General features: G+C 69.6%; 9 protein-coding genes. 3 read left to right on the forward strand and 6 right to left on the reverse strand.

Features of this window, described 5'->3' with window-relative positions; all coding sequences use genetic code 11:
• Position 1: 1 nt before the first annotated feature.
• The 3 genes from HUA76_RS17640 to HUA76_RS45375 all read left to right on the forward strand — a co-directional run bounded on the left by HUA76_RS17640 (position 2) and on the right by HUA76_RS45375 (position 6,004).
• The gene (locus HUA76_RS17640; RefSeq protein WP_174461531.1) at positions 2-1,594 is read left to right on the forward strand and encodes a cytochrome c family protein; all 1,593 of its coding nucleotides are present in this window, start codon (positions 2-4) and stop codon (positions 1,592-1,594) included.
• 141 nt (positions 1,595-1,735) lie between these two features.
• Positions 1,736-4,273: a LysM peptidoglycan-binding domain-containing protein gene (locus HUA76_RS17645; protein WP_217439755.1), complete on the forward strand. Its 2,538-nt coding sequence runs from the start codon at positions 1,736-1,738 to the stop codon at positions 4,271-4,273.
• 900 nt (positions 4,274-5,173) lie between these two features.
• A complete protein-coding gene (locus tag HUA76_RS45375) occupies positions 5,174-6,004 on the forward strand; it encodes a L,D-transpeptidase family protein (RefSeq protein ID WP_371823495.1) in 831 nt (276 codons plus the stop codon).
• Between the two features lie 4 nt (positions 6,005-6,008).
• Here the strand turns inward: HUA76_RS45375 and HUA76_RS17655 are convergent, their stop codons facing one another.
• The 6 genes from HUA76_RS17655 to HUA76_RS17680 all read right to left on the reverse strand — a co-directional run bounded on the left by HUA76_RS17655 (position 6,009) and on the right by HUA76_RS17680 (position 15,012).
• Complete coding sequence (locus HUA76_RS17655; protein WP_174453079.1) at positions 6,009-7,766, reverse strand: AAA family ATPase; 1,758 nt, start codon at positions 7,764-7,766, stop codon at positions 6,009-6,011.
• Between the two features lie 85 nt (positions 7,767-7,851).
• Positions 7,852-10,476 carry a serine/threonine-protein kinase gene (locus tag HUA76_RS17660; protein ID WP_174461533.1) on the reverse strand — a complete coding sequence of 875 codons (2,625 nt, stop codon included), beginning with the start codon at positions 10,474-10,476 and terminating at the stop codon, positions 7,852-7,854.
• Positions 10,477-10,596: 120 nt separating this feature from the next.
• Positions 10,597-11,379: a hypothetical protein gene (locus HUA76_RS17665; RefSeq protein WP_141648165.1), complete on the reverse strand. Its 783-nt coding sequence runs from the start codon at positions 11,377-11,379 to the stop codon at positions 10,597-10,599.
• On the reverse strand, positions 11,376-12,659 hold the full coding sequence (locus HUA76_RS17670) for an ABC transporter permease (RefSeq protein ID WP_174461534.1): 1,284 nt from the start codon (positions 12,657-12,659) through the stop codon (positions 11,376-11,378). Before HUA76_RS17670 ends, HUA76_RS17665 begins: the two co-directional genes overlap by 4 nt.
• Positions 12,656-13,357 (reverse strand): ABC transporter ATP-binding protein, encoded by a 702-nt coding sequence (locus HUA76_RS17675; protein ID WP_174453077.1) that lies wholly within the window; start codon positions 13,355-13,357, stop codon positions 12,656-12,658. Before HUA76_RS17675 ends, HUA76_RS17670 begins: the two co-directional genes overlap by 4 nt.
• Positions 13,354-15,012 (reverse strand): hypothetical protein, encoded by a 1,659-nt coding sequence (locus HUA76_RS17680; protein ID WP_174461535.1) that lies wholly within the window; start codon positions 15,010-15,012, stop codon positions 13,354-13,356. Before HUA76_RS17680 ends, HUA76_RS17675 begins: the two co-directional genes overlap by 4 nt.
• Positions 15,013-15,248: the final 236 nt, after the last annotated feature.

Raw genomic sequence — 15,248 nt, forward strand, 5'->3', positions numbered from 1 at the left:
CATGCCGCGCCCCGCCCTCCTCGCCGCCCTCTGGGGCCTGGTGCTGGTGCTCGGTGGGTGCATGCGCAAGGAGCCGCCGCCCCACCCGCCCGAACCCGAGGCGGGTGTCGGCACCGCGTCCAGTTCGGCGCCCGGCGCCATCCTCTTCGTCTCCGCGGATACACGCGGCTACCTGGGCCCCTGCGGCTGCAGCGAGAACATGCGCGGCGGCATCGCCCGCGCGGCGTTCCAGGTGCGCGAGGCACGCCAGGGCACCACCCTGCCCGTGCTGTACGTGGACGGCGGCAACAGCCTCTTCGGGGAGACGACCCTCAAGCCCGGACAGGTTCCCCAGGAGGAGCTGAAGGCGAAGGCGCTGGCGGATGCCATGCGGCTGATGGGGCTGTCGGTGCGCGCCACGGGGCCGCTGGATGACACACGCGGCGCGGACTTCCGCCAGGGGCTGGGTCTGCCGGAGGTCGCGGACGGCGCAGTGAAGCTGTTGCCGGCGGGCGCTCGCAAGGTGGGCGTCGTCGCGGGGGAGACGCCCGCGCAGCTCGTGGCGGCCAGTGCCAAGGCCCGCGCGGAGGGCGCGGACTTCGTGCTGGGGCTGCTGGATGCGCCGTTGGAAGAGGCGCAGAAGGCCGCGGAGACGCCGGGGCTCGCGGTGGATGTGCTGGTGGCCACGCGCTCCGCCACGGAGATGAGTGGTGAGCAGAACCGGCTGGTGAAGGCGTCGGTGCCCGTCGTCGCGCCGCAGAGCAAGGGCCGCTCGCTGGTGCGCGTGGACCTGAGCTACGCGCCGAACCCGGGACGCTTCGCGCTCCAGAAGGGACAGGCCGACCTGGAGCGCGAGGTGGCCGCCCTGGAGCAGCGCACCGCGCTCCTGGACAAGGACATCAACCTCCCGGGCATCGACCCGAAGCTCAAGGCGCTCAAGCAGGCCAAGCGCGACGAGTTGGTGGCGCGCAGGCAGGCCCTGGTGACGGCGCCTCCCGCGGCGGCCACGGACGTCAACGGCTTCACGGTGCGCTTCGTGCCGCTGGAGTCGGGACTGCCCTCGCTGCCGGACGCGCAGGCGCTGGTGGCGCGCTACGACGCGGAGGTGGGCAAGCTGAACCTCGCCTGGGCGAAGGAGCACGGCCAGGATTGCCCTGTTCCCGCCAAGGGTGAGTCGGGCTTCGTCGGCAACGAGCCGTGCCGCGCGTGCCACGAGGAGTCCTTCCCGGTGTGGGAGAAGTCCAAGCACCACCACGCCTGGGAGACGCTGGAAGAGGTCGGCAAGCAGCACCACCTCAACTGCGTGGGGTGCCATGTCACGGGCTGGGAGCAGCCCGGTGGCGTGTGCCGGCTGGACAAGGTGGCCGGACGCGAGGACGTGGGGTGCGAGAGCTGCCACGGGCCTGGCTCCGCGCACTCGGACGAGCCGAGCGCCGACAACATCCTCGCGTCTCCTGGTGAAGCCGTGTGCGTCACCTGCCACAACCCGGAGAACTCGCCCCACTTCGACTTCGCGACGTATCTGCCGCGAATCCTGGGGCCGGGGCATGGCAAGCCGGTGGACGCTCAGCCGTCGAGCAAGCCAGCGGACACCCGGAAGCCCGCCAAACCGTAATCACGCGTCAGCGCCTGGCAGGCCGCACCCACGGAGCGTGCAGAGTTCGGCCATACCGCGCGACTCCTTGTTTGACTGTCAAGAAAAAGGGCGAATACTTCGGCCTTCGCCTGCTTCTGGGCGCACTCTTCCTGCGACCAAATGCTGCCTCTCTGCCTGCTCGTGCTGAACCTGGCCTCGCTCCCTCTCTCGGAGGGAGTGCCACCGCCCATGCCCCCGCCTCCGCCCGGCATGCGCGTGCTCGCCGCGGATGAGACGCGCGCCGTTGCCCCCACCCCTTCGACGGTGAAGGACACGCCGCCCACCACGGGCGGCAGCGTCACGAAGGCCCAGCCCACGAACACCGGTGCGGTGAAGACCGAGGGCTCTGCTTCCTCGCCTGCTGTTGGCTCCACCGCCCAGGTCGATGCGCCCACGGGCGCCGGCACTGTCTCTGGCAACTCCGTGAAGGCTCCTGCCTCCGCGAGTGCTGGTGCTACCGCGAGCCCGAGCGAGAACAACGCGGTGAAGGCCCCGGCCGCCGCGAGTGCTGGTGCTGCCGCGAGCCCGAGCGCGAACAACACGGTGAAGGCCCCTGCCTCCGCGAGTGCCGGCGAGGCAACGAGCCCCGTCGCTGGCAACGGGGTGAAGCCCGCGACGCCCACGAACTCCGGTGGCGAGAAGACGCCCCCCGCCACTGCGAACTCGGCGCCCACGAATGGAGAGAAGACAGCCCCCGCCACTGCGAACTCGGGCAACGCGGCGAAGACGCAGGCCGCGCGCACGACGCCGGTGCCCCCGAGCACGGCGCAAGCCGCTACCGGCAACACGGTGTCCGCTGAAGAGAAGTCGTCGACACCGGGCAACAGTGATGCGCCGGAGCTCGACGACAAGCGCGCCATCGCGAACGGTCAGGACGCGGAGGACGCGGACGGGGAGCCCGAGGCGACGCGCGAGGTGGTGGAGTCCGAGTCCGCGGAGATGGAGGAACTGCGCGCGCTGGAAGGCGTGACGCTGGACCCAGCGGCCCGGCCGAGCGCGGAGGTGATGCAGTCCCTGCGTCGACTGGGGCTCGCGAACCCGCTGCGCATGCGCATGCTGGACGCGCTGGAGGAGCCCACCTTCCGCGAGGACGACACGCCGGAGCAGCTGCCGCTCATCACCAACCTGGCCGCGTTCGACGTGGGGCTGATTCAGGACCGCTACGACATCCCGGTGGAGATGCAGCCGCTGGTGGCGCAGTACATCCAGTTCTTCCAGGGGCCCGGACGGCGCTGGTTCCGCAAGTGGATGTCCCGCTCCGCGCGCTACCTGCCGGTGATGCAGCCCATTCTGGAGAAGCACGGCCTGCCTCGGGACACCGTGTACCTGGCGATGATTGAGAGCGGCTTCTCCGCGCACGCGTACTCGTGGGCGCACGCGTCCGGTCCGTGGCAGTTCATCTCCAGCACCGGCAAGCAGTACGGCCTCAAGCAGGACTTCTGGGTGGACGAGCGCAGGGACCCCATCAAGGCGACCGGCGCCGCGGCGACGTACCTCAAGGACCTCTACAGGGAGCTGGGCCACTGGTACCTCGCGTGGGCGGGCTACAACACCGGCTCCTACCGCGTGCGTCGCATGGTGGAGCGCCACGGCACGCGCGACTTCTGGGTGCTGTCGGAGGAGAAGGGCCTGGCGAAGGAGACGAAGCACTACGTGCCCAAGCTCATCGCCGCCGCGCTGGTGGCGAAGAACCCGTCGGCGTTCGGCTTCTCCGAGCAGGAGTTCGACTACGAGCAGCCCCTCGAGTTCGACGTGGTGGAACTGACGGACGCGACGGACCTGGACGTGGTGGCGCGCGCGGCGGGGGTGAACATCCAGGACGTGCAGGACCTGAACCCAGAGCTGAAGCGCTGGTGCACGCCTCCGGCGAGCGCGAAGAACCCCTACAAGCTGCGGCTTCCCCCGGGCTCGTCGCCCCGGTTCGTGGAGGGCTTCAAGAAGCTCTCGCCGGCCGAGCGACTGACGTTCCGGGTGCACACCGTGAAGCGGGGCGACACGCTGTCGCAAATCGCGGAGCGCTACGGCACGGCGTCGGAGGCCATCCTCCAGATGAACCGGCTCAAGAGCGCGCGGACGTTGAAGCTCGGCACGGATCTGGTGATTCCGGTGCCGGCGAGCAAGGCGGGCCCCACGAGTGGCGGCGCGCTGGCGAGCAAGGTGGCGCAGGCCCGCCGCAGCGGCGTGGTGGTGCACCGGCCCGAGGACGAGGTTCCCGCGGGGACTCCGAAGGGCCCCGTGGCAGCGGGTCCGGTGAAGACGGAGACGCTCAATGGGCGCAAGCGCGTGACGTACGGCGTGCAGTCCGGCGACAGCCTGTGGGTCATCGCCACGAAGTTCAACGTGTCGGTGGATGACCTGAAGAAGTGGAACAACCTGCGCCGCCGCAACCCGACGTTGCAGGTCGGCTCGTTGGTGTACGTGTGGCCCGAGGGCACCTCCCAGGTGCAGGAGCGCGCGGGCACGGTGGTGGTGGCGAAGCAGGTGGCCGCGAACGTGGGGACGCCGGGCGGAAAGGTGCACGCGCTGGCCGAGGGCGAGACGCTCTGGTCCGTGGCGCAGCGCTACGGAATCACCGTCGAGGACATCATGCGGTGGAACAACATCAAGGACCACCGCTCCATCCCCACGGGGAAGGTTCTCTCGCTGAGCGCACCCTAAGCCTCCGAGCGAGGACGTCTTCGGACGTCCCGCCGTGGGACGCGTCGTTGCCATGTGGCGAGGGATGACCTCGACGATTCGCTGAGTTCACCGTGGGCATCCCGCGAGGGCAGATTCGGATCTCCCCTCCTCGGTCGCGCGGTTGCAGGTTGACGGGGCTCACGTCGCCCCTTCGTTCAGCGCGCCCTGGGCATCCACGCGAGGGGTGCATCGGGCTTCCCATTGTCGGGCGAGTGAATTGCACAGGGGCTGGGGATGACCTCGCCCATTTCGCGGAACGACTCACCCACCCTGCCCTTCTCGCTCGACGCCGACGACGTCCCTCTCTCGAGGGATGTGGATGCCGGATGGGCTCACACGCATCCCCCGACGCGAGCCCGAGACAACTCCGTGGAGACCGCCCCACGCGCGGCGTTCTCCGTCCAGGTCTCGCGACGCCCGTCCCACGAAGTCCGGACGGCACAACGTGGTGAAGGGGCCGGTAAGCTCGCCCACGATTTCGTAAACATCCCGCTGGGTTCGAGCAGCACACTGGCAAAAGACTCGGCCTCACTCGGGACGACAGAGCGAGCCATCACCACCGCCCACGACTTCGCTAACACCCCGCTGGGGCCGAGCGGAGCACTGGCAAAAGACTCGGCCTCACTCGGGACGATAGAGCGAGCCATCACCACCGCCCGCGACATCGCGACCTCACCACGACGTCCGAGCAATCCGGCAACAGTCGCGCCCCCTTTCGGGACACCAGAGCGCACCAGCACCACCGCCCGCGACATCGCAACCGCTCCACGAGGCCCGAGCATCCTCGCAACAGACTCGGCCTCACTCAGGACTCCGGAGCGCACCATCCCCTTGCGCGGCGACGCCCTCGTCAGCGGCAACGCGGTCCTTCCCACTCCCGTGCAGCCCACCACCACGAACGGTTGGGGAAGCTCATCCTGGCTCTCGGTATCCCCGCCCCTCGGCAACGCCCGCTTCACCGGGCTGCCCCAGCTCGTAGACGTTGCGTCCGGACAACAGGTCCTCGGTTCGGGCTCGCGAGGTGACGGCCCGCGCGCGGTACAGACAGCGCTGCTGAAGATGGGCTTCGCGCTCCACGGCGGCGCGGACGGACAGTTCGGTCCGCAGACGGTGCGCGCCCTGCGCAACTTCCAGGTCCACGCGCGTCGCGACTTCCCCTCGGTTAAACCCACGGGCGTCCTGGACGCCCCCACGCTGCGCGCGCTCGATGCCCTGGCCCCCGAGCCCGGCATGCGCGGCCAGTCGCGCGGGACGCCTCCCGCCCTCTATGACGGCCAACCCGTGCGCGTCGTCGTCGCGCTGCGCGAGCACCGCACGTTCCTCTACGACGCGGAGGGCCGCCTGCTGGACATCTTCCCGAATGCCTCGGGCACGTCCGCGACGCCCACGCGCGCGGGACTCAAGGTCATCCGGGCCCGACTGGACCAGGCCGCCGCCGAAGCAGCGGGCGCGCGCCTGTGGAACGACCGGCACGTCTTCGGCACACGCATCCTCGACCTGTCCTGGGCCGACGGCCGGCACTCCGCCGAGGAGCTGCATGGAACCAACGCCCCCGCCCTCTTGGGCGCGGACGTGTCCCATGGCTGCATCCGACACTCGAACGAAGCCATCATCGTGCTCCACGACGCGCTCTCCGCGGGAGACCGCGTGGCCATCGTGGAGCACGTGGACGACCCACACCTGGGCGGAACCCGGGTGCCGGTCTCCTGAGGTGCTACCCCGCTTCGAGCAGCGCCTTCAGCTCGCGCACGCGACGGGTGATAGCATCACGGTCCACCGAGCGGTAGACCTCCGGCAGCAGCTCCCGGCTGGTGCATTCCTGCACCGCGACCAGGTTCTGGAGCTCGATTTCCAGCGGGTAGCTGGGGGGCACGAAGTCCGCCAGCACCGCCGCCAGGTCCTCCTTCGCCACGGACTCCCGGCCCTCCGCCAGCGCGCGGAACTTCGAGCGCACCATGACGGCCTCGATGTCCGCGCCGCTGAAGGCCCGAATCCCCTCCGGAATCATCTTGGAGAAGGAATCGATGCCCTCCACCGACACGCCCGTCTTCTTGGACATGACCTGGAACAGCTCGTCCCGCTCCGCGTCCGTCTGCGGATAGAAGAGCGCCAGGTGCTCCTCCGCGCGCCCCTGACGCTTGAGGTCGATGGGCAGCAGGTCCGGCCGCGCCGTCATCAGGAACCAGACAATCTTGCCGCGGTACTGCGTGTTGCCCATGAAGGAGGCAATGGAGCCGAACACGCGGCTGCTCGTCCCCGAATCTCCACCCGAGTCACGGTTGCCGAGGAAGGTGTCCGCCTCGTCGATCATCACCGCCACCGGCCACAGCGCCTTGAGGAGGTTGAAGATCTTCTCGAGGTTCGCCTCGGTGACACCCTGCCACTGGCTGCGGAAGTTCAGGAACTTCACCACCGGGATTCCAATCTCCCCGGCGAAGCAGCTCACCATGAACGTCTTGCCGGTGCCCACCGGGCCCGACAGCAGGTAGCCCATGGGCATGACCTCGATGCGCCCCTTCTTCAGCGCGGAGGCCGCCTGCCGCAGCATCTGCTTCGCCTTGGCATGTCCGGCGACCGCATCCAGCGTGTGCGTCGGCTCGATGAACTCCAGAAGGCCGTGGCACTCCGCCTGGATGATTTCCTTCTTCTTCTCCTTGAGAAGGTCGGAGGTGATGCGAATCTCCCGCTCCAGCGCCTCCGTCAGCACGCGGTCCAGGTTGATGCGCGACAGACCGGCCGTCATCTTCGCCAGGCCCGCCAGCGGCACCTCCGACAGCGACTGGAGCCGCTTGCCCTCCAGCTTGTAGCGCACGTACTCCAGCCGCTCCTCCTCGGTGGGCAGCGGCAGTTCAATCGGCGCCACGTACGGGTTGCGGGAGATGCGCGGAGAGATGTCCGCCAGGTTCTCCGCCAGCAGCACCACGGACACGTCGCCCGCGAGGAACTGCGGGTCATGCGCCCACTTGTCCAACGTGGCCAGCACGAAGCGGTCCTCGGACGACAGGTGGGAAATCTCCCCGCCCGGCACCAGCGTCTCCGCGAAGTCGATGATGAGCGCCAGCGAGCGTCCCTCGCTCAGCCGCATCCGCAGGAAGTTCTCCAGAATCTGGAGCGCGCGGCCTGGGTCTCTCGGCGTCACCTTCGCGTAGTCCGTGCCGTACATCGCGTCGTAGCCGGACATCGTCCGCGCCAGGTCCTTCTGCGTCTCCGGCGTGGCCGAGCGGATGCCCGACGAGCGGTCGTAGAAGAGGACGTGGTCCCGCCCGCCGAACAGCTCCTCGGAGAGGAAGGTCTTCAGCGTGCCGAAGCCCCGCCCGCCGTCCTCCAACTGGAGCGGCTGGAGGTCCCTCACCGCCCCGTAGAGCAGGAAGGTGCTGACCGTCTTCGTGTAGTACTTGCGGGCCAGTTGCTGCGCCCAACGGGGGAGGTCCGCCAGCGGATCTTCCTTGTGAACCTTGCGCACCTTGCTCACGGACACACGCCTCCTGTCGCTCCCCGGTTCGAGGAGCTGACGCACCCGCTTCCCACGAGGGAAGCGGGGCTCGATTTCATGAAATCTAACGGCAGCGGGGCTGACGCTTGAGGGAAACCGTCGCCGTGGCGATGGATTCTCCGGCCTCCGGCGCGGGAACGTCCACCTCCGCGTCGTTGTGGCACTTCAGCTTCAGGGTGAGCTGACGCACGTTCGGGGACACCAGCACCGTGGCCGGCGTCTCCCCCAGCTCCTGGCCACCCGCGAAGATGACCGCGCCCGCCGGCTTGGAGTCGATCTTCACTGACACCTTGGACACCACCGGCTCCAGCTTCAGCGACACCTCGAACGGACCGTCACCCGTCAACGGCACGCGCTTGGAGGCGGGCTTGTGCTGCGGCGCGCTGATTTCCACCACCCACTCCTGGCCGGAGATGGGGACGCCCTTGATGAACGCGTCCGAAGCGCCCTGCGCCCGGATGACCTTGCCGTCCACCTTCACCTGGGCATCCGAGGGCTGAGTGACGAGCACCAGCGACGCGGTGCGCACCAGGCTCTCCAGTGCGACTTCCACCGGCTCCACGCCCTTGCCGCTGTTGACCTGGAGGGTCCGCGTGAAGGTCTTGTAGCCCTCCGCGCTCACCGTCACCATGACCTGCCCCGCCGTCACCTCGCGCAAGAGCGTGGTGCCACCGCTCTCCACGGGGATGGGCTGGGTGTCCAGCGTCACCTGCATCCGACCTCGCACCTCGGGCGGCACGCGCTGGAGATCCAGCATGACGTAGCCAACCCCTGGACGCGTCGCCACCCACCCCACGAGGAGGAGCACCAGCAGCGCCACGGCTCCGCCCACGCCATAGAGCACCCGCTTGTCCAGGCTCCGTCGGCCCAGCGCGGGCACGGCGGCGGTCGGCCGGTCCTCCTGGTCGTCGTCCTCGTCCTGCTCGACGTGACGCGGCGGAGGCGGCCTCGGCGGAGTCCCCGCGCCGAGCATGGGAGGCGGACGCGAGTTGTTCTGCAGCCCCTCCGCCAGCGCCGCGCGGGAGAGCCCCTGCGAGACCTCCGGCGGGAGCGCCGAGCGCGAAATCCCCTGCGAGGTGTCCGGCGCGGGCCCGTCCCGGACGATGCGGGGCAGCCCATCATTTCCGCCACGGCTGCTACGCGGCCCAGGGGCCGACGCGGCGACTTCCGAGGGCATCAGCGTGGGCACCGTCACCGAGGGACGTGGCGGCGCGCCCGCGGGCGTCAGCACGGGCATCGGCTGGGACATCCTCGGGGGGGCCTGGGGTGGGACGATCGACGTCTTGCCCGTGGTGGGCTCCTCGTCCTCGTCGCCCTGGGACTGGGCGCGCGTCTCCAGCGGAGTGACGGTGCGGCCCACCGTCGCTCCAGGCTGCGTGGTCGGCTCCGGCCTGTCGTCGAAGACGTGGTCGCTGGACACCAACTGCGTGGCCTGGATCTCGTCCTCCTTCGGCGCGGGCGCGGCGGTGGCCGCCGTCAACCGGGGCAGCGCGGCCAGCGTGGGCGAGCGCCGCACGCCGGTGGGCGACACGGACCCCATCGTCGCGGTGGCCCGGGGCGGCGCGGCCATCGGCTGCACCACGGGAACCGCCTGCGGAGGCGGAGGCTGCGGAGCCGCCGCGGGCATGGCCATCATCCCGCCCGAGCCTCCCGTGCTGAAGCCCGTCGCCGCTTCGAGCGCGGCGAGCATGCCATCGGGAGGACGGATGTCGGCGTAGTCGGACAGGCGCTGCTTCTCGCGCTCCACTTCCTCCGCGAAGGTGGACTTCATGTACTGCATGAGGTCCTTGCGGCCGAAGATGGTCTCGCTGGTGATGAGGAAGCGCTGCAGGTCGTCGCCCAGCTCGCTGGCGTACTGGTAGCGCTCGTCCACGTCCTTGGCGAGCGCGCGCATGACGATCTTCTCCAGCACCTCCGGGATGCGCCGGTTGTACGTGGACGGCGGCGGCACCTCCGCCTTGCGCACCTTCTCCAGCACGCTGAAGTCACTGTCGCCCACGAAGAGCCGCTCGCCGGTGAGCATCTCGTAGAGACACACGCCGATGGCGAACACGTCCGAGCGCCGGTCCAACGGCAGGCCGCGGATCTGCTCCGGGCTCATGTAGCCGAACTTGCCCTTGAGGATGCCCGCCTGCGTCTTGGTCGCCTTGCCCGCCGCCTTGGCGATGCCGAAGTCGATGACCTTGACCTCGCCCTCGAAGGAGATGAGGACGTTCTGCGGCGAGATGTCGCGGTGGACGATGTTCATGTCCCGCCCCATCCCGTCCTTCTTGCGGTGGGCGTAATCCAGGCCCTCGCACATCTTCGACAGGCAGAAGGCCACCAGCGGCACGGGCGCGGGCTCACCCTTCTTCCGGCACCGGTCGAAGATGGCCCGCATGTCCTTGCCGGGGATGTACTCCATCGAGATGAAGTAGCTGCTGGCGATCTGCCCCAGCTCGTAGATCTGCGCGATGTTGGCGTGGCTCAGCTGAACGCTGATCTTCGCCTCATCGATGAACATCGAGATGAACTCTTCGTCCTCCGCGATGTTCGGCAGGATGCGTTTGATCGCCACGAGCCGCTCGAAGCCGCTCGCGCCGAACTGCTTGCCGCGCCACACCTCCGCCATGCCGCCGATGTTGACGCGGTCCAGTAGGAGGTACTTCCCGAATGGGATGGGCTGACGCTTCGGTTGAGAGGTCGTCACGTGGGGGAGGGTCCGTTCGACGGGAGCCTAGCGATCGCCCCTCTGTAGGGTCAACCTCGCGGCGACCCTCACGCGCTCTCCAGGCGAGCAGGCAACAGGCGCGTAGCAGCGCCATTTTTCTCAAGGTTGAAGACTGGAGGTGCCGCCGTCCGTGCCGTCCTCGGCCGCGGGCCCCGGAACCTCCCGGAACGCGTCCCCCGGTTCGGCCTGTTCCTCGTCGGAAATCGCGGGCTGGACGAGCAGGAAGCGCAGCTTGCCGCCCGCGGACAGCAGCTCCGGCGCGCCGAAGCGATTCTCCTCGGCCAGGCCCACCATCGTCACCCAGGCCCCCTTGCGCTCCGGCGCGACACAGTACAGCAGCGTTCCGGGCCGCACCCCTGGGGCATCCCGCACCGGGCCCTCGCAGTCCTTTCGGACCTGGAGGGCATAGGCCGTGAGCGGCTCCCCACGCACCAGGTAGGGAGGGCGGCCGAGCTCTTCCAGCAGGGGCTGGAGCACGCGAGGGTCCTCGGCCACCGCGTCCTGGGTGGACAGCGCCTGGGCGAGCTTGTGGAAGCGCTGCAGGCTCATGGACGCCATGTCCGTGGAGTCGATGGGGATGCGGCTCTCCGACAGGACCAGGTCCGCGAAGAGCGCACCGACCAGGAGGATGGGCAGGAGCCGGTAGCCCTTGAAGTCCTCGACCTTGCCCCGCGCCAGTCCGCCCAGGACAACGACGGCGGTCGCCAGGGCGGCCAGCGCCAGCACCACCGCGGGGCGCACGGGCGAGGGCAGCTCGACGAGGGCCGAGACATCCGCGGTGCGAGCTCGCAGCGCGTCCGCGAGGTCCCCTCCGTAGATCCAGGCGATGGCGGCCAGGCTGAGCACATTGCCCAGCAGCGTCTTTCGGGAGGGAAGCTTCATCCGGCGAGTGTCCGTGCGGGGTCGGTGGCGGCGGCGCGGCGGCTGGGAAAGTAGGCCCCGGCCAGCGCGGCCAGGAGTCCCAGCACCACTCCACCCAGCACCACCGGCCAGGGGAAGGAGAAGAAGCTGTCGGGCTTGTACGGGAAGTTGGGCAGGTAGCCCGCGGCGAAGTGGTTGACGCCGAAGGAAGTGAGCAGCGCCACGGCGGTGCCAATGGCCCCGCCCGCGAGTCCCACCACGGCGGCCTCGGCCAGGACGATGGCCCGGATGTCCGAGCGCGACGCCCCCACCGCCTGCATCACACCAATCTCCTTGGCGCGCGCGCGCACCGAGGCCGACAGCGCGTGGGCGATGTTCACCGCCGCCAGGATGCAGATGAGGATGGACAGCAGCGCCAGCGCGGAGGTCGTGAGCGCGACGGCCGCGCCCGTGTTCTCCGCCATGCGGCGCTCCTGGTCGTCGATCTCCAGGCCCATGGCCTTCACCGCGTCCACCAGCGCGGGCACCTTGGACGGGTCCGTGGCGACGAGCGTGACACCCGTGAAGGTGTCCGCGTCCACGCCCGCCTCGCGGTTGATGCGCATCGCTGTCTCCAGCGGAATGGTGATGCCGGCGAACATGGCCCGGTCCGACGCCCCCACCACCTGCGTCTGCGCGGAGCGGCTGGGCCCGGACGCGGAGTTCGCCGCCACGTAGGAGCGGTTGAACTCCACCGGGAAGCCGAAGCCGACAAGCATGCTCGCGGAGAGCTGCGGCAGCTTGCGCGCCGGGGCGAACGTCTTGTTGTACAGCTCCAGGAGCCGCGTGGAGACGAGCGCCGGAATCGGCTGACCCTCACCCGGGTCCTTGAACTCGCCCATCTGCACGTCGCCCTTCACGAGCGCCGGCTCCACGCCCACCGCCAGCACCTCCATGCCCATGCGCAGCTTGGTGCCGAAGAAGGCCCCGTCGTAGCGGGTCACCGCGGGCACGCGCACGCTCATCTTCCGGTGCGCCGCCTCCACTCCGGGCAGCGAGCGCAGGCGCTCCACCGCCTCCGCGTCCAGCTTGCCGCCCCCCAGCAGCGAGCCCAGCGACACCGCCGGGGGCACCACGTCCAGCAGTCGCGCGTCGGTGGGGAAGATCTTCTCGCGGATGACGCGGCCCACGCCCAGGCCCAGGCCGATGAAGAACACGAGCGTGCCCACGCCCATGGCCACGCCGAACGCGGAGAAGAAGGCCCCCCGGCGCTCGCGCGCGAGGCTCAGCCGCACCAGTCGAGACAGCGCGTCCAGTCTCACGGAGCACCTCCCAGGGCCGCGCGCTCCGGTGCGGGCTCTTCCACGAGCTTGCCCTCCTTGAGTCGCAACACCCGCCGCGCGGCCGCGCTCATCCGTTCCTCGTGTGTGACGGCGAGCACGGTGAGTCCCTCGCGGTGCAGCTCACGGAAGAGCTGGATGACCCCGTCGCCCGTGGTCGCATCCAGATTGCCGGTGGGCTCGTCACACAAGAGCAGCCGAGGTCCACCGTAGAGGGCGCGGGCGATGGCCACACGCTGACGCTCTCCGCCGGACAGGCGCACCGGGGCGCGGTCCTTCTTCGCGCCCAGGCCCACGCGCTCCAGCAGGGCCTCCGCGCGCTTGACGGCGTCGGGAGTGCGCGGCCCGAAGTACGAGGGCAGCAGCACGTTCTCCAGCGCCGACAGGTTGGGGATGAGGTGGAAGGACTGGAAGACGAAGCCCACGTGCGTGTTGCGGAAGCGCGCCAGGTCCTTGTCCTTCAGGCCCCCGAGCGTCACTCCGCCCACCTTCACCTCGCCCCGGTAGTCGACATCCAGGCCGCCCAACAGGTGCAGCAGCGTGGACTTGCCGCTGCCGGACGGGCCCACCACCGCGACGAAGTCCCCGGCTTCGACGTCCAGGGTCATTCCGTCGAGCACCCGCACCCGGGTGCCATCTCCATCCAGATATTCCTTGGTGACGTCTCGAGCGTGAATCACGGAGTGGCCGGCTGGGTCGTGGTGGAAGACGGCGAGGTGGGGGTGAGGCGCAGGGACATCTCCGCCTGGAGCGCGCGCTCCTTGCGAGACACGGACAGCGTCACGGCGCGAAGGTCATCGGTGGCCTCCAGCCAGCGCACGGTGGTGGCCTTGATGGCGAAGCCGCCAATGCCCCACGCCTCAGACGGGAGGTTCTTCACCGAGTCCGCCAGCCGGCGCAAATCCAGCACCGCGCTGAACGCGGCGTCCTGGCCCACGTCCTTCAGGTCCGAGGTCAGCGGCCCCTCGCCGGCCTTCGCCGCGAGGGCGGTGAGCGAGGCCTCCAACTGCGACTGGGGCGAGGCGACCAGCAACTTGCCGTTGGGCCCGAGCGCGAAGTGGGCGCCCTCCCCCGCGCGATACGAGGTGAGGTACACGCGCTGGCCCTTCAGGTCGGAGGCCTCCACCTTGGCGCCGAAGTCGCTGGAGATCTGCGGCAGCTTCTCCAGGAGGGCCTGCGTCCGCGTGGCGTCCTCCAGCTCCGACAGGGCCACCAGGTTGACGAAGCGGAAGGGGTTGGTGCGGCGCAAATCGAGCGCGGGCATGCCGGAGCCCAGCTGCACCTTGGGCGACAGCGACAGCCCCAGCACCGTGCCCGGCTTGAAGTTGTCGAGCACCTCCGCCTTCACATCGAGCCCGCTCTTCTGCACCGCGCGCGTCAGGTAGTCGCCCACGAGGTAGGGCCACACACCGTCGAGTTGGGACGGGTCGCCCCGGAAGCGCGCCACGAAGAAGCTGTCCGGAGGCAGGAAGCCGCGCAGGTCCGCCGCGTCCTTCACCGGGTCCAGCGCGGCCAGCGACTCCTTGGTGTCCGGCCACGGCGCGTCCGCGTGGACGGTGACGGCACGGTCGTCGACGAGCCCGGTGAGCGTGAGCCCCTGCACGGTGCCCGCGGGGAGCAGCAGGCCCGCGCCGCCGGGGATGAACACGTGGAAGTCTCGCTTCGACGGCAGGCGCTGGAGCGAAGCGGCCAGCACGGGCTCCTTCGCGAGCGACTTTTCCTCGGCCTGGCTGGCCAGGGGGCGCAGCGACGCGACGGAGGGCCCCGCGCCCAGGAGCGCGAACTTCCCGCCGCTGATGAAGAGCAGGCCCAGCGCCGCGGCGGGGTGGCCCGGGCGGTTGAAGGTGACGAGCTTGCCGCCCACGCCGCTCTCCTCCTTCTTCTCGGAGGCTCCAAGTCGGGTGCGCGCGAAGCCGGCGAACGTCGCCTCGAGCTTCTCCGCGTCCCTGACACCCACGACGGAGATGGCGCGACCGTCACCGAGGAAGGCCGCGCCAGCGCCCAGCTCGGGAGCGAGGCCCGCGGCCTCCAGGGCCTGACGGCTGCGCAGGTCGACGCCCACCTGCCGCATCACCGCATTCACATAGCCCTCCGCCGAGGAGAAGCTCTGGAGCTGGGCGGCGAAGGAGGCGACCTTCAGGTTCTGGAAGCGCGCCAGCTTCTCTCCGAGCGCTCCCAGGTCGTGGATGACGACGGAGGCTTGCGCATCGCGAGGCAGGTAGCGCGCGGGGCCGGAGGCCGTCGGGGCGACGGGCCCCTCGTCCTTGCCACAGCGTGAGCAGCCCGCGATGGCGAGCACGAGGAGGAGGGTCGGAAGCCAGGCTCGGCGGAACATGACGGCAGGACAGGACGGCTGGGGCGGAGAGTCAATGTATTCCTGTGCGCGGCGTACGTCCGCCTCCCGGCCAAGGGACCCGGATGATGGGCAGGCAACTTCCACGAGACTCGATGCCCGCCACAGAGGCTTCGGAGGGGAGGCCCCACCAGCAACCCGCGACGTCAATGCGACAGCAAGCCATGCCGCCAGATTGCCAATCTGACGGAGTCCCGAGGGCCACTCCAACGTGACCC

The sequence above is a fragment of the Myxococcus sp. CA056 genome (assembly GCF_013336715.1).
GTDB lineage: Bacteria > Myxococcota > Myxococcia > Myxococcales > Myxococcaceae > Myxococcus > Myxococcus llanfairpwllgwyngyllgogerychwyrndrobwllllantysiliogogogochensis.